Source organism: Pantoea sp. DY-5 (assembly GCF_019795955.1).
GTDB lineage: Bacteria > Pseudomonadota > Gammaproteobacteria > Enterobacterales > Enterobacteriaceae > Pantoea > Pantoea leporis.
In genome coordinates, this window is the sequence record NZ_JAIMIE010000005.1 from 335,867 (window position 1) to 353,392 (window position 17,526).

Here is a 17,526-nt window from a genome sequence, read left to right on the forward strand (position 1 = left end):
CCTCCTTATGAAGATGCCGGTAATGCCAGCCAGTCTGGGAAGTACAACGTGCGCTCGCCGCGCTGCACGGTAATCATTGGCCATTCGCCACTGCGCGTTAAGGCTTCGCAGCCCTCAGCGGTAAGTAAAAAGGTATCTTCGCTTTTTACGCCGCTGAGCGTGGGATTCCACGCCACGGCAATATCAGAGTGAATATCGCCGCGCGTATCTGGCGTTAGGATCACGTCGCGGCAACCATAACCCGCCGGGCCGCCCTGATGATGATCGCGCCACGCATCGCCATGTCCGTGCCGCTGATAGGCATCTTTAATTGCCTGAAATAGCGTTGACCAGCTTTGGCCCGGCTGCGTTGCACAGAGAATATCGGCGTGGATCTGGCACAACGTGTTGAGGCGCTGGCGTAATGCGGGTCCAGGTTGGCCGATATGCACTAACCGCGTCAGGCTCACGTGCAGCCCGTGGCGCTCGGCGCCGAGCGTGATCAGCATGTGTTGTTGCAGCTTTTTCTGCGTGGGCACCGGGTGTTTGAACGCGCTAATACGCTCATCAGCCGCCACTAAGGTGCACATCGGACGAATACCGCGTGCCAGACAGGCTGCGACAATCTCGGCCTCTACCTGCCATTCCGTCACGCCTGCTTGTAACTGACGCGCCACGCCTTCGACAATCTGCGCGGCTTCACGCCCCAACGCTTTAAATCGCTGCTGCTCGTTGCTGTTCAGGCCCTGTCGCAGCGCCACCATCGCTTGTTGAATATCAGACATGCCGTTTTGCGGCGTATCGCTGCCGAATTTGCCTTCAGGCAACAGGGTATTTAACGATTGAAACCACGGATAGCTCAGCGTTTCACAGGCAAACGGCAGCGATTCTTCGGCGAGGATACGCGGCATCTCATTTTCAGGGGCGAGCAGTAGAACCTTGTCCTGCGTGATGAGCAAGCTGGCCACTCCGACTTCGGCGCGTTCCACCACGTAAAAACTGGCACCGTCGGTCAGCCAGGCGATGTTATCGCGCCGGGTAAGCAGCACACCATCGAGTTGCCAGGAGGCGAGTGCACGCTGTAGGCGGGATAATTTTTCACTCATAAGCGGGCTCCTTGCTCTCGCTCTGCTGCGTCTGCAATAGCAATTCAGCAGCACGATGGGCCACCGCCATCACAATGGCATTGGTGTTGCCGCTGATAATGTTGGGCATCATTGAGGCATCGACCACGCGCAGGCGGTTAACGCCGCGCACGCGCAGGTCGCCGTGTAACACCGCCAGCGGATCGTTATCGTGGCCCATGCGGCAAGTGCCGACCGGGTGATAGCCGGTTTTCACCATGCGTTTGCAGTGTTCGGCAATCGTTTCATCTGACGTGATCTCTGCGCCGGGGAAGATCTCTTGCTGCACCATCGCGCCGATGGGCGTCGCGGTAATGACCTTACGTGCAAAACGGAAACCGGCGATGGTGCGCGCCAAATCGTCGGGATGACCAAAGATTTGTGTATCGATAATCGGCAAGCTGCTGGCGTTGCTATCGCGCAGCGTGACCTCGCCGGTCGCTTTGGGGCGCAGCAGCAGCGAATTGACGGTAACGCCATGGCCGGGATCGGCGCCCATAACGTCGCGATCGAGATACACCGTGGGCACGCAGAACATCTGAATGGTGGGCGTGGCGCCGAAATCGATCGGGTCAAAGAAGGCGCAGGTTTCCACGCCGGTGGTGGTGACCGGACCGGTTTTGAACAACATATATTGCAAGCCGGCTTTGACCATCGGCCAGCCACGATCCTGACCATAATAGCCAAACGCACCGTTGGTGCTGGCTACCACCGGCACTTCATAGTGATCCTGCAAATTCTTGCCGACACCCGGCAGATGCTGACGCAGCGTGATGCCATGCTGTTTTAGCTGGGCTTGTGGACCGATGCCGGAGAGCATCAGCAGCTTCGGCGTTTGATAGGCACCGGCAGCCAGAATCACCTCTTTACGCGCGCTGGCACGTTGCGGATGGCCATCCTGTGTGTAGCGTACGCCGCTGGCATTTGCGCCCTCGAAAAGAATCTCCTCTACCTGCGCGCCGGTGACAATGGTCAAGCGCGCGTCATGGCGCAGCGGCGTAATAAAGGCATCCACCACGCTGCAGCGCTGGCGCGTCTGACCGTTAATGGTGTGCTGCATAAAGCCTACGCCAAACGGATTGCCTGTGTTGAAATCCGGCGTGTAAGGAATGCCCAATCCCTGCAGAGTTTTCACATAAGCGCGGCTCAGAGGGCTGAAGTGGCCGAGATGCGACACTTTCATTGGCCCGCCGACGCCGTGATGGGGCGCACCGAGATGATCGTTATCCTCGATGGCGGTAAAGTGCGGCAGCAGCGCATCCCACGACCAGTCGATGCCCTGATTGCCGAGCGCGCTGTTCCAGTCGGCGTAATCCTGGCGATGGCCGCGCATATACACCATCGCATTGACCGTCGAACCGCCGCCTAATACTTTCGCCTGCGGCACAATCACGCCGCGTCCGTTGAGCTGTGGCTGCGGCTCGGTCTGGTGCATGGTGAGGAATTTGTCGCTGGCGAGAAACTTCATGTAACCTGCGGGCATCTTTAGCACCGGGTGATACTCATCGCGCCCGGCTTCCAGCAGCAGCACGCGCGCGTTGCCTTCCGTGACTAACCTGGCGGCGACGATACAACCGGCGCTGCCGCCGCCCACCACAATGTAATCAAACTCTTTCATGGTTCTCTCTTTACTCTGAAGCGACAGAATCTAAACGACGCAGGCGCTGCGCCTCGGGATTATGCTGCTCGCCGGGATCAAGCGGGCTGAGCAGGAAGCACCAGGAAACCAGAGCGCTGATCAAGTACAAAGCGGCGTAACCCCACACCACGCCCGAGGTGCCAAACAGTGCGTTAAAGGCGCCATAGAGCGCGGGGCCAAAGAAAGTGGAAAGCCCGGCAGCAAAGCAGTAAATCGCCATCGCGTTACCTTTATCTTTTGGCTGGCACAGGGAAGAGAACAGCGCGGCAGCGGGAACATAGCCGCACAAGGTGATGCCATATAAACACGCGCAGATAACGCTGAGGACAAAGCTGCCGTGGCTCCACTGCGGCACAAAATACATCAGCAACATTGAGATGCCGGAGCCGAGTCCACCAAATACTGTCAGCACTTTGCGCCAGCCGATGCGATCGCTGAGCTTGCCGACAATGGGATTAAAACTCATGCCGACTAAACCCATGATGGTGATCAGGCTGAGGTATTCGGTTTGCGTAAATCCGATCTGCTCGGTGAAAAAGCCTGGCAGGAAAATAAAGAAGCCGAAGTAAGGCGTGGTGTTGATGATGCGCACTACGGCAGCGGCGGCGATGCGCGGTTCACGCCACAAAATATCGATGCCGCCCATTAGCGTGCGCGCAACGCTCTGCTGACGGTGTTGCTCATCGAGCAACGACTGATAGCCGCTGCGTTCTTTCAGCGCGATCACCATGACCAGCAACCCCAACGCGACCAGCCCAAGCGACAACCAGAACGTGGCATATTCACCAATCAACTGTATTGAGAAGATCGCCACCAGCGATCCCAGCGTGGGCAAGCCGCCGGTAAACGCCAGCCAGAACCAACCGGTTGCTGAACCGCGCATATCGGCGGGTGCGGCGGCCTGAATCCACACCAGAAACGCATAGGCAAACATGGGGTAGGCAACGCCGCGCAAACCGTAGGTTAACGCCAGCAAGGCCACGCTATGGGAAGGCAAGGCGATGGCGAGGAACAGCACTTCAAACACAATCCAGATCACTCCGCCTGCCAGCATCACTTTGCGCGGGCCAATGAGTGTGGAGAGTGAACCGGCCAGCCATGAACCGAGCGTAACGGTGACGCCGTAGAAGGCGATCACCGCCGCCGCGATATTGAGTGAGAAACCATTTTCATGCAGGTAAGGCGCGAGATAGTTCGACTCCACGCCATCGCCAATCATAAACAGCAATACAGCGACGTAGCCCCAGGCCAGCGCGGGTGGAATACCGAGGCGGATCAGCCACGGATGGTTTGCAGGTGATGTTGTCATGTTCAATGTCTCTTGAGAGGTGAGGATATTTTTTTGTTATTGGGATGAGCACGAACTTTAAGGCAACGGTAGTGAAGAGGATGGCGAGACCATCACAAAAGACAGTAAACTCTGTTTAGTAAACGGGGCAAATTAGGTGTGATGGAGACAAAATGAAGCCGGTTGGTTTGAACAATTTGCAGGTGCGAAAACATAATAAGGCGCTGTTTATGTCGCTGATGTGGCGGCATAAACAACTCAGTAAATCTCAATTGGCACACCTCAGCGGCTTAACCATTCCAGCCACCAGCAAAATTTTGCAGGCGCTGCTGGATGAAGGAAAACTGCAACACTCTGAGGCGCTGATGAGCGCACGCGGTAACAGCAATGGCAGTTTTCAGCTGCCATCCAACGGAGCCTGGACGCTGTGTTTATGCGTCAAGCCGAGCAGCATTGAACGGCAACTGGCCGATGCGCAGCTGGTAGCGCAGGGAGAATTTGAGCAAGTCGCTATCAAAGCGGAAACGCCGGAAACATTGCTCAGTGAGATTGAGGCGGTGTGGCGGAAGACCTGCAAACAGTGGCCGAAGCGACGCATTAATCTGGCGCTGGCAGTGCACGGTCAGGTCGACCCGGTGACCGGTGTGTCACAGCATATGCCGCAGGCCGCGTGGAAAATGCCGTTGCAGTTGAAATTTCTGCTGGAGGAGAAGCTTGGCGTGGAAGTACGCGTGGACAACGACTGCGTAATGCTGGCGCTGGCCGAGAAGTGGTTAAATCAAAATGCGCTCAGCGAATTCTGTGTAATCAATGTGGATTATGGCATTGGCTCATCATTTGTGATCAACGGTGAGATTTTTCGTGGCAATCTGTATGGCAGCGGCCAAATCGGTCACACCATTATTGAGCCTAACGGCCAACGCTGCAGCTGCGGGCGTCAGGGTTGTCTGGAAACAGTGGCCTCACTCAGCACCTTGAAACAGCTGGCTCATCAGCGCGATCCCGATGCGCCACAGCCCAGCAGCAAGCAGTTACTGCTAGCCTGGCAAGCGGGCGAACCCTGGATCGTAGCGTGGGCACAGCGCGCGGCCGAAGCAATTGGCATGAGCTTGTATAATTTCCTCAACACTTTGAATATTAATCAGATTTGGTTATATGGTCGCAGCTGTACCTTTGGTGACAGTTGGTTGCAGACCATTGTGCGGCAGATCGATTTCAATCCGTTCGATCCGCGTGATGCGTTGAAAAGCAAAGGCACCAATGTGCATTTTGGTCAGCTGGATCGGTCGCGGCAGGTGCTGGGGATTGGTTATTTGTATGTGGAGGCGGATCCTGGTGCGGGCTGAGAGAGTGGTCGCCATAAATGGCGACCTACAAAATAGCTTTCAGACCTGCGCCATACCGCCATCGACGAACAGCTCAGCGGCGTTAATAAAGCTGGACGCATCGGACGCTAAAAACGCCACCACTTTGCCAATTTCGCCAGGTTCGCCAAGACGACCTAACGGCACCTGCGCCACCAGCGCATCAAACAATCCTTGCTGCTGATCTTCCGGCACCAAACCACCCAAACCTGGCGTGCGCACCGGGCCGGGACTCACAACGTTAACGCGAATACCGCGATCTTTCACATCCAGCGCCCATGAGCGGGCAAAGTTGCGCACCGCGGCTTTACTGGCGCTGTATACGCTGAATCCGGCAGTACCCTGAACCGAAGTGGTGGACGAGGTGAGGATCACCGAGGCATTGTCACTCAGTAGTGGCAACGCCTTCTGCACGGTAAACAGCACGCCGCGCACGTTGGTGCCAAAGATACGGTCAAAATGCTCTTCGGTGATGGCGCCAAGCGGCAGCATGTCGCCGCCACCGGCGTTGGCGAACAGGATTTCGAGGCGGCCTGCTTGTTTGGCGATTTCTGCGTAAACGTTGTCGAGGTCGCTTAGCACCGCAGCATCAGCGCGAATACCGCTGGCGCTGGCACCGATGCTGGCGACTGCCGCATCAAGCTCCGCCTGACGACGACCGGTGATAAACACGCGTGCGCCTTGTGTCGCCAACTCCTGCGCGGCTGCCAGACCAATGCCAGTTGTGCCGCCGGTTACCAATGCGATTTTGCCGTTGAGTGCATTCATGATTGCTTCTCCAATGGGTGATGAGGTTTTGATGATTGCGTTGCAGTGCATGAGAAGCAATCTATCGTCACGGCGTTTGCTGATAAATGGTGTAAAATCGAAATGACTATTTCTGTGTGTGGATAATTAAAGGCGGCGGAAAACAGCATGGATCAGTTATTGGCGATAAAGGCCTTTGCGCGCGTCGTCGAAGCGGGCAACTTTACGCGTGCGGCGGATTCTCTTGATATGCCGAATGCCACGTTGAGCAAACTGGTGCAGGAACTGGAAGCGCATCTCGACGTTCGCTTGCTGCAACGCACCACGCGGCGCGTTACGGTGACGCCAGAAGGGCGCGATTACTATGAAAAAGCGCTGCGCATCGTGCGCGATTTGGAAGATATCGATCACTCGTTTAATGCGGAAAGCGCCAAACCTGGCGGCTATCTGCGTATTGATATTGGCGGCTCAACCGCGCGCGATGTGTTGATTCCGGCGCTGCCCGATTTCATTGCCCGCTATCCGGACATTCGTATCGATCTTGGCGTTGCGGATCGTGCGGTGGATTTGATCAGCGGTAACGTCGATTGCGTGATTCGCGGCGGTCCGCTTAGCGATTCGTCGCTGGTGGCGCGTCATTTGGGGGATGCGGAGATGATTACCTGCGCCGCGCCGGGCTATCTGAAAACCTATGGCGTACCGGCTTATCCGCAGGAGCTGAAAAATGGTCATCGCATGGTGAGCTATTTGTCACCGCAGAGTGGCAGGGCGTTTCCGTTTCGTTTTACCCAGGGCGAAGAGCGGCTTGAGATTAAGAGTGAGCATCGGATTGGCGTCAATGAAAGTAACGCGCATTTGGCGGCAGCGGTTGCGGGTTTAGGGATTATTCAGACCTTCCGCTATGCAGCGGCAGCAGATTTACAGGCGGGAAAATTGGTTGAGATTCTGGCGGCGTGGCGTCCGGGGAATTATCCGTTTCATGTGGTTTATCCGCAGAATCGTCATCTTACGCAGCGATTACGGGTATTTATCGGATGGCTGAGGGACGTGTTTCCTGAGCGATTGAACGGGTAAAGCGGGATCGCCACGAATGGCGACCCCAAAGATGATTACAGCGTGCCGGTGCCGCCATCAGAGCACCACACCTGGCCGGAGGTGAAGCTGTTTTTCACATCGGCAAACGTGACGTACAGCGGGGCGATTTCAGCCGGTTGTCCTGGACGACCCAGCGGTGCGGATTCACCGAACTTCTCCACTTTTTCCTGCGGTTGTCCGCCGCTCACCTGCAGTGCGGTCCAGTATGGGCCAGGCGCAACCGCGTTGACGCGAATCTGCTTTTCACCCAGCTGTTTCGCAAGCGCTTTGGTAAACGCGACAATCGACGCTTTGGTCTGCGCATAATCCAGCAGGATCGCGCTTGGCTGATACGCCTGCACCGACGAGGTATTGATGATGGACGATCCAGCTGGCAGATATTTCAGCGCCGCTTTGGTGATCCAGAACATCGCATAGACGTTGGTCTTAAAGGTGGCGTCAAAGTCTTCAGTAGAGAGTGTCAGGATGGATTCATTAAACTGCTGACGTCCGGCGTTATTCACCAGAATATCCAATCCGCCTAGCTGCTCAGCAGCCTGATCCACCAACTTCTGACAGAACTCTTCCGAACGAATATCACCCGGAATCGCCACCGCTTTGCGGCCTTCGGCTTCAATCAGTTTTACCACTTCTGCCGCATCAGCCTCTTCTTCCGGCAGGAAGTTGATGGCGACATCAGCACCTTCGCGGGCATAAGCAATTGCCACGGCGCGGCCAATACCGGAATCACCACCGGTGATCAGCGCTTTACGACCGGTCAATTTACCGGTACCACGATAGCTGGTTTCACCATGATCGGGACGGGGATCCATTTTGCTCGCCAAACCCGGCATCGGTTGCGTCTGCTTTTTAAATGGCGGAACCGGATACGTTTCAGTAATAAGGGTTTTATTTGTGGTTTGCGATGTCATATATATCTCCTTGTCGCATGAGGTGAATAAACTAAGCCTGGCATAAATGTGATGTTTGTCACGTTAGAAAGTGAGCAATCAGATTTATTAAGACGAAACGGTAAACGAAAGGGGGGTTAAAAAGTGCAGCAGTAACGTGAGGTAATTAACAATATTTATCGAGGTGCGACTGCAGAAGGGGATAATGCTTAGGGCGTCCGTGCCCTGGCGGATTTCCAAGGTGCTATGTGCTATTTAAAACATGGTTGGCTACTTCTTGCCGCCTTTCTTACCTGCTTCTGATGCTTTAGCGGGGTCATCTTTGAAGCTACCACCGCTTTTTTCTCCGCCTTTTTTACCGGCTTCTGATGCTTTCTTTTTATCGTCAGCAAAATTACCGGAACCGCCTCTATGCTCAGCCATAAAACATCCTCTCGTGAGTTGTTGTTGCATGGCGGAAATAAGGGCTTCAACGCCATGCCCGTGCTGCAATTTAAGATTAGCGAGGTTCGGATTAATCACAAGCGGAGCGGAAGTGATTATTTATTGCTCGCTGGCGGGATGTTAATAAAATAAGTGCCGCTATAGGGAATTGGTAAGAAATCACGGAAAATCTGCTGCAGGGTCTTTTCGGGTTCCAGGTCCGCAAACAGCTGTGGATAGAGTGTCTTAGCCATAAATTCTGTCGCCGCAATGTGCCACGGACTGAGGTAGAAATTCATCCAGATCACCGCCGAGTGACCATTTTTCAATGCCGATAATTCGCGTAAACCGTTTTGCTGCGCGGTGAGCTGTTTGAAACTGGTCAGCACGGTTTCGGGTGCCACGTCTGGCCCTAATTTCAGTAAGCCCTGCGAGGCGTTATCGCCAAAGCCGGTAGCAAAATAGTACTGCGGCTGAGCGGAAATTACACTCTCTTCACTCAGGCGACCAAACACGCCGTGCTGGGTTTTGTTGGCGATATTGTCGCCGCCCGCCGCGTTGAGTAATTCGCCGAGGCTGCCGTTGATCGCCGTCACGCAACATTCGTTACGGCGTCCAAGATGCAGTTGCAGCAGCACCGACGGTTTCGCGCCCTGATAGCTGGCTAAGCGATCATGAATCACCTGCATATGCTGCTGGTAGAAACGATTAAACGCTTCTGCCCGCGCCTGCTGATTCAGCACTTCGCCAAATATCTCCACGCTGCGGCGGGTGTTTTTCAGCAGATGCACGCGCAGATCGATCTTCACCACCGGAATGTGCGCCGCTTTCAGCATGGTGACCAGGCGCAGGTCGGCATCATCGTAGCGTGCCAGACTCGACAAAATCACCACGTCCGGTTTCAGCGCCAGAATCTGCTCGGGATTAATGGCGTTCGGCCCGCCGGCACCCAGCGACGGGATTTTCAGCATCTGGGGAAAGTGACGGGCAAAACTGTTCCAGGTTTGGCTGTCGTACTTCTTCAGATCCTGCGGCCACGCCACAATGTGCTGAAACGGATCGCCGGGCTCCAGTAACGCCAGCGTATACAGCATGCGGCTTTCACCCAGCACGATACGCTGCGGACGATCGGGGATCTCAACGCGATTACCGTCGATATCGGTGATGGTTTTTGCCGAGGCCACGCTGCTGAGCACCAGCAGAAAACAGGCCAGTACCACCAACATCGGGCCGGACAAGCCTGGCGCACGTCGTACAAATATCGAATCAGAATTCAACGCTGGCCTCGAGCATCAGGTTGCGGGTTTCTCCTTCACGCACGCGCAGATTGCCGCCGCTGGAGGTGTAATAATGTTTGTTGAACAGGTTATTCAGATTGAGCTTCAGCTGGGTTTTCTCGCCAAACAGCTGATTGTTCCAGGCGACAAAGCTGTCCGCTACCACATAATCGGGCAGGGTAAAGCTGTTTTCCGGATCGCCGGCGCGCGTTCCCACATAGCGCGCACCGCCGCCTACGCGGAAATCGCCCGGAATGCCGGAGATCGCCAGATTATGGCTCAGATAGAGCGCGCCTGCGTGGCGCGGCGCATTCTGCAGGCGATTGCCGTTATTAGCCGCGTTAACACCGTCATCCACGATCTCGGCTTTGTCATAGCTGTAGTTGGCGCTGAGATCCCAGCCCGGCAGCACTTCGCCATTTAACTCAAATTCCGCGCCGCTGGAGCGCGCTTTATTGATGGCGCGCGTGGTGCCGTTAATGCTTAGCGACATATCGCGCTCGTTGATGCGATACAGCGCGACGCTGGCAAACAGCTTCGGTGAAATCTGCCACTTGCTGCCGACTTCCCATGTGGTGCCCTGTTCCGGTTTACCGACGTTGCCATAATCATCAACATCGGTCGATGGTGTGAAGGATTTACTCACGCTGGTGTAGAGCGAAACGTCCGGCGTCACTTTGTAGATCAAACCGGCCTGCGGCAGGAATTTGTTGCCTTCGCTGTCCAGCGTTTGCACCACCGGATCAAAACCTTTCGAGGCGCGTTGCTCGTAATGCTGATAGCGTCCGCCCAGCACTGCAATCCAGTTTTCCGTCAGGCTGATGCTGTCTTTGGCATAGATTGAACGGCTGTGCGTGCGGTTGAGGTTATTGGCATTGGCGCTGTTTTCGGTGCTGCTGTTGGTAACAGGCGACAGAATATCGTACTGCGGATCGGTGAAGTTGAAACCGGTGTTGGCTTTGCCCTGATACTGATGCGCGCGATAGGTTTGGATCATCTCGTAATCGGTGCCCAGCACCAGATCGTGCATCATCCCAAACACTTGCTGTGAGCCGATCACGTGCCACGAAACGTATTTGGTTTTATGGTTAAAACCGCGATTGGCATCGGCACGACGCGTCACCACGCCAGTGTTGGCATTGACCGCCGTGACGCGCACTTCATTATTATCGTATTGACGCTGGTTCCAGCCGAGCGTGACGCGCGTGCTCCAGTCATCATTAAACTGCCAGTCATAATGGGCGTTGAGAGTTTTGTTGTGGCCCCATGCATGGTTGGCTTTGTCATCCAGACGATCTTTGTAGCCCATATCCAGCGGCTTACCGTTGATGAATGCGGTGCCGCGATCGTAAGGAATGTCGTACTGATAATCTGAATAGCTAATCAGGAAGCTGGCTTGCTCACCAAACCACTGCAGCGAGGGCGCGATCAGCGTGTGCTTTTCGCTGCCGAAATTGCGCCAGTAATCCTGATTCTGTTTCTCCGCAATCAGGCGGAAGGCGAAGCCGTTGCCAAGCGGTCCGGTGACATCCACCGTGCCCGCGCCACCGCCTTCACTGGAGGTTCGGCCGCTGACTTTGCTGTGCCACTCATACTGCGGCTTTTTGCTTATCACATTGATTACGCCACCCGGATTCTGGATGCCGTACAGCAGCGATGCAGAGCCTTTCAACACTTCAACGCGCTCGGTGGTGGCATCAAAGTTCAAACCCTGGCTGCTGCGCACGCCATCGCGATAGATCGAACCATCCGAGTTGCTGCCAAAGCCGCGACGCACGAAGCCATCTTCGGTGCCGGCCAGCGTGTTGCCTTCCGTAACGCCGCTGACAAAACGCATCGCGTCGGCAAGACTCGACGCCTGATAATCCTCCAGCTGCTGCTGCGTAACCACGCTGACCGACTGCGCCTGGTTAATGCGCGGCGTAGAGGTTTTACTGCCGATCGCGCTATTAGTGACGTTGTAACCTTGTGCGTTATCTTCCTGCGCCGAAACGGTGAGCGTGTTGCTCTCCTCTGCGGCAAAACTGCTGGTGGAACCCCAAATGCTGACGCCGTAAACCGCAGCCAGAATGGCGGGATGGCGTTGAGATTTAAAAGCCGACGGCTTGTTGTTATTCATTCTTTATTAACCTGGTGCAATGCAATTGAGAATCATTCAACCATGTTGTAATGTAGTAGTAAATGGAAATGATTACGAAGCCGTTACATTTTTATTAACATAAATTCATTGGCTTACATATTAGTTCTAAGTAGTAAGTGGGTAATTCACTACAAACCTTCAGTAAAACTCTCACTCTTTAAAGAGCAATCAGCAGATGAGTCGAAATAGCATTAAAAGTCGTGTGGATGTGCTGGGTGAACGCTATCGGTTGCGCGCACCGACATTATCATCCGGTCTGCAAGCGGTGGCGCGTTACATCCACGACCATCGCGAGGTGGTGTTGGATGCCACGGCGCTGGAAATTGCCAGGGCCACTAACACCTCGGATGCGACGGTGGTGCGCGCGGTGCAGGCATTAGGTTTTGCCGGTTTGCGCGATTTAAAAACCACGTTAAACGCCTGGTTTGGACCGGCGATGAACTCTGAAGAGAAGATGAGCGCCACCGTCAGCGAACTGTCGTGCGATATCAATTCCGGCATCGATTTTGTGTTGAGCGGCCATAAACATGCCTGCGATGTGCTGTCCGAACCGCACAATCGCGAAGCCGTCGCCAAAGCGGTAACGCACTTGATTGACGGGCGTCAGGTGGCGCTATTTGGCATTAATGCCTCCGGGATTTTGGCGGATTACAGTGCGCGTCTGTTCACGCGCATTGGTATTCCGGCGGTAACGCTCAATCGCTCTGGTATTGCGCTGGCGGAACAGTTGATTGGGCTGCAACGCGGCGATGTGCTGATTATGATGGCGCAGAAGTCGGCGCATCGTGAAGGCATGACCGCGCTGAAAGAGGCGAAGCGTCTCGGCATGCCGGTGATTTTGCTCACTAATGCGCTTGATTCGGCTTTCGCTAAACAGGCGGATGTCATTATTAACGTGCCGCGCGGCGGCGAGAATGGTCGCATGCCGCTGCACGGAACGGTGTTGGTGTGTCTGGAGATGTTGATATTGTCGGTGGCTTCCGCGACCTCATCGCGTACGGTAAAAACCATGAAGCGTATTCAGGATCTCAATCGATCGCTGAAGCCATCCGGCAAAAAGTAACGCTATTTGCTGGCGCTGCTGTTTACAGCGGCGCGTTTGCCAAAGCCGTTGCTGGTCACCAGCCACACCGCGCAGACAATCAGCAGCGAACCGCCGATAAAGCCCTGATTGATCTGCTCGCCCAACACTAACCAGCCCCATAAAATCCCGAACGGCGGAATCATAAAAGTGACGGTCAGCGTGCGCAGCGGGCCAATATCGGCCAGCAGGCGGAAATAAATAATGTAGGCCAGCGCGGTACAGATAAACCCAATCGCCAAAATAGAAGCCCACACTTCCGGGATTTGCCAGCTGCTGGCGGACGTTTGCGGAGCACTAAAGGCAAAGACCGGCAGTAAACACAGCGATGCACCCAGTTGGCTGCCAAAAGCCACTTTGGTGGCATCCAGTCCGCCGCGTGCACCAATCCAGCGCTTGGTCAGGAAACCGGCAAATCCATAACAGGCGGTGGCAACCAGGCAAGCCAAAAATCCTCCAATTAAGGTAGTGCTCAGGTGCGCTTCGCCGGTGGTACTGATGACAATGATGCCGCTGAATCCGGCTATCATGCCGAGAACTTTGGTGATCGTCAGTTTTTCATCGAAAAACGCCGCACCAATGATTACGCCCATCAACGGTGTGGTGGCGTTAAGAATTGCGGAATAGCCCGCCGGTAGCACGCGCGCCGCCAGACAATACATCAGGAACGGAATCGCTGAGTTGATAACGCCCAGCAGCATCGCCCAACCTAATTTGCCCTCAAAGCGGCGTGGAATGCGCATCATCGCCATGATGATCAGTAAACCCAACATGCCACAAAACACGCGTAAAAACGCGGTGTTCACCGCGCCCAGCGCCGGTACCGCAATGCGCATAAACAGAAAACTGGCACCCCAAATCCCCGCTAAAAGCAGCAGCCGCAACAAATCCGATGTTCGCATAAGTTTCACAATTGTTAAGAAAGAGTCGCGCACAGAATAGCAAATAACCCGCTCCGTCGGGCCGCTATTAACGGCGACTGATTACCGCTTTGCAGAAATATTCCCGGGCAGCGCAATCATCAGGTAGTATTTAGGAATTGATCATTTCCTAAATGCGCGGAGAGCGAAAATGTCAGCATCAGTTATCAAACATGCACAGGGCTGGACGCAGCCATTCAACGCGTTAGACGGATTTTCCCATCATTACGCCACGGTAGGCGGCGTGCGTTTGCACTACGTCAGCGGCGGCAATGCAAATGGAGAAACGTTGCTGCTGCTGGCGGGATTTCCGCAAAGCTGGTTCGCCTGGCGCCAGGTGATGGCGCTGCTGGGCGATCGCTATTTTATTATCGCGCCAGATATACCCGGCCAGGGCGATTCAGACAAACCGCTCAGCGGCTACGACACCACATCGCTGGCGCAGAATGTACAGGGCTTGATGCAGCAATTGGGTCATGAAAGCTATTACCTCGCCGCGCACGACGTCGGCGCGTGGGTTGCCTGGCCGTATGCCACGTTGTTTAGCGATCAGGTGAAGAAATTGGCGCTGCTTGATGCCGGTATTCCTGGCGTGACGTTGCCAGAATCGCTGCCCGCGACGCCGGATAAAGCCTGGAAAACCTGGCATTTCGCGTTTCATCTCTTGCCGGATTTGCCAGAGGCGCTGATAGAAGGGCGCGAAGCGATCTATCTCGAATGGTTCCTGAAACGCAAAGCGGCCAGCCCAATGGTGTTTGGCGATGAGGATATGGCGGAATATACCCGTTTGCTACAGCAGAAGGGCGCGATACGCGCGGGAATGGCGACTTATCGTGAAGTGACGGTTTCGGCGGCTCAAAACCGTGCGTTGCTGAAAGAGCGCGGCAAATTAGCCTTGCCGTTACTGACGATCAGCGCCGATCAGGGTTCGATTCCGGATATGGCATTGCCGTTGCGCGAGTTCGCAGCGGATGTGACGGGAATTAAAATCGCGCACTGCGGTCACTTCATTCCGGATGAGCAACCGCAGGCGCTGGCAGAGGCGTTGGGTGAGTTTTTTAATTAAGCATTGGATTGGTGCGCATAAATGCGCACCCTACGAAAATCACGCCAATAATCGCCTAATCAAAACGACATCGTCACCCCAGCATAATAGGCGCGGCCCGGTTCGTTATAGGTCGAAGCACCCGAATTTTCGCGGTAAATGCGTTTATCAAACAGGTTATTGATACCGGCATTGGCGCGCAGGTTTTTGCTGATGTCGTAATTGACGTTCAAACCAAACACCGAATACGGGCTGATTTCCTGCGTCGTCATGCTCGAGGTATCGATATTGGTCTCAACATTTTGACGCGGTTTCTGGCGGCCATACTGCGTCCAGTTGATGTTGGCGCTGAGATCCTGCGTCGCCTGCCACTCCAGTTGCGAGTTGATGGTGAATTCCGGGATCACCGACAGCGGATTGCCGGTTTTCTTGCTCTCGGAGCGGAACATGTAGGTGGCGTTGGAGCGCCATTCCAGCGTATCGGCGATCAAAGGAATAGTCAGATTTCCTTCCAGTCCTTCCACAATCGCTTTGCCGCCGTTTTCCCAGCGCAGCACGTTGTAAACCGGGCGAGTGCTGGAATAAACCGGCTCGGTGCCCGACACAATCTTATTCTTGTAGTCATTGCGGAACCAGGTGATGCCCGCGACGTAGCCCTGGTTGCTGAACTCCAGTCCAATCTCTTTGTTGACGCTGGTTTCTGCATCAAGATCGTTGTTCCCCAGCAGATAACATTGGCTGAGCCCAATCGGGCAGCCGTTGCCGCGCGTGGAGAGCAGATAACCCGGCGTTGACTGATACAGGTTTGGCGCTTTAAACACCCGTGCAACACCGGCCTTCAGGGTGAAATAGTCGCCCAGACCTTGCGAGAGGTTCAGGCTTGGGCTCCAGTTGGCGCCAAACTGATCGTGATAATCAAAGCGCAGGCCAGGAATCACTTCGGTGCTATCGGTGGCGGCAATGTTGTCTTCGAAGAACAGTGAACTGATGGTGGCGCTGTTCTTACTGCTGCGCTGCGATGGATCGCCAGAACTGCCAGGCAGATTGACGCCGCTCGCGTTGGCCGCAAGCATTGATGCTGGATCGTTCAGCTCGTCGCGGTTCCACTCCGCGCCCAGCGTCACGGTTTGATCGACCAGCAGCTGCAGCGGGAAGTTGATCTCTCCGCCCGCGCGATAGCTTTCCAGGCGGCTGGTGGCGTACGTATCGCTGTTGATCATTCCTTCAGTACGCCCGGCAGTGCCTTCCTGCAGGCGGGTGTTATTGGTTTTCTCGTAGTTGAAATTGAGCTTCGAGGTTCCCCAATCCCAGATACCGTTGTGCGCAATGCCGTAGCTCTGGCGATACATGCGGTTAGTTTCATCACCGTACAGCGACTCTACTAAACCGTCGGTGCTGGCGTTGCTGTTACTGTTCTGCGTGTCACCGGCATAAATATTGCCCTGACGGCTGTAGCCCCAGGAGAAGTCGATGATTTGCAGCGGCGTGATTTTCCACGACAGCACGGTATTGATGTCTTTGTTGCGCACGCCTTCACGGCCCGCCGCGTATGAACCGTTTTCTGCGGTGTTGATATCGAACGCATCGGCATCGGTGCGGTTGAGGTTGCCGTACAGGCGCATGGTCAACGCATCACCGGCCAGCGGGCCGCTGAGATTGAAGTTAGCGCGTCGGGTATCGCCTTCTTTGCTATTTTCCGGCTGGCTGGTATAGAGCGACAGCGAGCCGTGCCAGTCGTTGGTGGGACGCTTGGTAATGATGTTCACCACGCCGCCCGCCGCGCCAGAACCGTATCGAGCAGCGGCCGGGCCACGAATCACTTCAATGCGCTCAACCATTTCAGCTGGCACCCAGTTGGTATCGCCGCGTGAATCACGCTCGCCGCGCCAGCTGTAGCGCACCGAGTTACGAGAGGAAACCGGCACGCCATCGATCATCACCAGGGTGTTTTCCGGGCCCATGCCACGGATATCGATTTGCCGGTTATTGCCGCGGCTGCCGCTGGCGCCGTTACCGGTAAGGTTTACGCCGGGCATTTTGCGAATGATGTCGGAGAGATCGTTAACAGGGGGATTTTTTTTGATGTCTTCAGCGGTGATGGTGGACACGCCCGGTTGCTGTTTGAGCTCCTGCTCGGCGGTGACGATCATTGATTCATCGTCAGCCAGCTTTTCTGTGGTTTCAGCTGCAAAAGCAGGCGACGTTAGCATTCCCGCTAAAAAAAGCGCAATTGGACGCTTTTTGCCACGCATGGTTACATTCACTTAAGATTTCTCCCTGTTACGTTAACAATTGTAAGTAAATGCGCATGATAATGATAACGCTTCTCATTGTCTATTGTGCCAGCTGGCAACAAGCCTGATAATACAAACCTTTACAAAGGTTGTTCGGTTGCGGGATATGAGTTGCGGGGAGAGGAATTTCTCATTTGCTTAGAAGAAACTGTTATGAGTAAGAAGAAATGTGTCGATGAATATTGGATAAGCAGACTATTGATTCACTTGCAAATTCTGA

Annotated in this window: 14 protein-coding genes; 4 read left to right on the plus strand and 10 right to left on the minus strand. The window is 54.8% G+C overall.

The window, feature by feature from the left end; translation table 11 throughout:
• Positions 1–5 precede the first annotated feature (5 nt).
• Genes K5Y30_RS17685 through K5Y30_RS17695 form a run of 3 tightly spaced genes read right to left on the minus strand, consistent with a single transcriptional unit; the run spans position 6 to position 4,051 of the window.
• The gene (locus K5Y30_RS17685) at positions 6–1,085 is read right to left on the minus strand and encodes a Xaa-Pro peptidase family protein (RefSeq protein WP_222212511.1); all 1,080 of its coding nucleotides are present in this window, start codon (positions 1,083–1,085) and stop codon (positions 6–8) included.
• Positions 1,078–2,721, minus strand: coding sequence for a GMC family oxidoreductase (locus K5Y30_RS17690; RefSeq protein WP_222212513.1), 1,644 nt, complete (start codon positions 2,719–2,721; stop codon positions 1,078–1,080). Before K5Y30_RS17690 ends, K5Y30_RS17685 begins: the two co-directional genes overlap by 8 nt.
• Positions 2,722–2,731: 10 nt before the next feature.
• Positions 2,732–4,051 carry an MFS transporter gene (locus K5Y30_RS17695; RefSeq protein ID WP_192235114.1) on the minus strand — a complete coding sequence of 440 codons (1,320 nt, stop codon included), beginning with the start codon at positions 4,049–4,051 and terminating at the stop codon, positions 2,732–2,734.
• A 152-nt stretch (positions 4,052–4,203) separates the two neighbouring features.
• Between K5Y30_RS17695 and K5Y30_RS17700 the strand changes: the two genes are divergently transcribed.
• Positions 4,204–5,376, plus strand: a complete 1,173-nt coding sequence (locus K5Y30_RS17700; protein WP_222212515.1) for an ROK family protein — start codon at positions 4,204–4,206, stop codon at positions 5,374–5,376.
• Between the two features lie 39 nt (positions 5,377–5,415).
• On the opposite strand, the gene K5Y30_RS17705 is transcribed toward K5Y30_RS17700, so the two are convergent.
• The gene (locus K5Y30_RS17705) at positions 5,416–6,162 is read right to left on the minus strand and encodes an SDR family oxidoreductase (RefSeq protein WP_222212517.1); all 747 of its coding nucleotides are present in this window, start codon (positions 6,160–6,162) and stop codon (positions 5,416–5,418) included.
• 147 nt (positions 6,163–6,309) lie between these two features.
• Between K5Y30_RS17705 and K5Y30_RS17710 the strand changes: the two genes are divergently transcribed.
• Complete coding sequence (locus tag K5Y30_RS17710) at positions 6,310–7,215, plus strand: LysR family transcriptional regulator (RefSeq protein ID WP_222212519.1); 906 nt, start codon at positions 6,310–6,312, stop codon at positions 7,213–7,215.
• Between the two features lie 35 nt (positions 7,216–7,250).
• Here the strand turns inward: K5Y30_RS17710 and K5Y30_RS17715 are convergent, their stop codons facing one another.
• The 4 genes from K5Y30_RS17715 to K5Y30_RS17730 all read right to left on the minus strand — a co-directional run bounded on the left by K5Y30_RS17715 (position 7,251) and on the right by K5Y30_RS17730 (position 11,945).
• On the minus strand, positions 7,251–8,147 hold the full coding sequence (locus tag K5Y30_RS17715) for an SDR family oxidoreductase (protein ID WP_101761337.1): 897 nt from the start codon (positions 8,145–8,147) through the stop codon (positions 7,251–7,253).
• Positions 8,148–8,396: 249 nt separating this feature from the next.
• On the minus strand, positions 8,397–8,549 hold the full coding sequence (locus K5Y30_RS17720) for a general stress protein (RefSeq protein WP_101761338.1): 153 nt from the start codon (positions 8,547–8,549) through the stop codon (positions 8,397–8,399).
• 116 nt (positions 8,550–8,665) lie between these two features.
• Positions 8,666–9,775 carry an ABC transporter substrate-binding protein gene (locus K5Y30_RS17725; RefSeq protein ID WP_222212521.1) on the minus strand — a complete coding sequence of 370 codons (1,110 nt, stop codon included), beginning with the start codon at positions 9,773–9,775 and terminating at the stop codon, positions 8,666–8,668.
• A 40-nt stretch (positions 9,776–9,815) separates the two neighbouring features.
• A complete protein-coding gene (locus K5Y30_RS17730; RefSeq protein WP_222212523.1) occupies positions 9,816–11,945 on the minus strand; it encodes a TonB-dependent siderophore receptor in 2,130 nt (709 codons plus the stop codon).
• 196 nt (positions 11,946–12,141) lie between these two features.
• Between K5Y30_RS17730 and K5Y30_RS17735 the strand changes: the two genes are divergently transcribed.
• Positions 12,142–13,029 carry a MurR/RpiR family transcriptional regulator gene (locus K5Y30_RS17735; RefSeq protein ID WP_222212525.1) on the plus strand — a complete coding sequence of 296 codons (888 nt, stop codon included), beginning with the start codon at positions 12,142–12,144 and terminating at the stop codon, positions 13,027–13,029.
• Between the two features lie 2 nt (positions 13,030–13,031).
• Here the strand turns inward: K5Y30_RS17735 and K5Y30_RS17740 are convergent, their stop codons facing one another.
• Positions 13,032–13,949 carry a DMT family transporter gene (locus K5Y30_RS17740; RefSeq protein WP_222212527.1) on the minus strand — a complete coding sequence of 306 codons (918 nt, stop codon included), beginning with the start codon at positions 13,947–13,949 and terminating at the stop codon, positions 13,032–13,034.
• Positions 13,950–14,118: 169 nt separating this feature from the next.
• Here K5Y30_RS17740 and K5Y30_RS17745 point away from each other — a divergent pair, with 169 nt between their 5' ends.
• Positions 14,119–15,033 (plus strand): alpha/beta fold hydrolase, encoded by a 915-nt coding sequence (locus K5Y30_RS17745; RefSeq protein ID WP_222212529.1) that lies wholly within the window; start codon positions 14,119–14,121, stop codon positions 15,031–15,033.
• Positions 15,034–15,092: 59 nt separating this feature from the next.
• On the opposite strand, the gene K5Y30_RS17750 is transcribed toward K5Y30_RS17745, so the two are convergent.
• Complete coding sequence (locus K5Y30_RS17750) at positions 15,093–17,264, minus strand: TonB-dependent siderophore receptor (protein ID WP_222212741.1); 2,172 nt, start codon at positions 17,262–17,264, stop codon at positions 15,093–15,095.
• Positions 17,265–17,526: the final 262 nt, after the last annotated feature.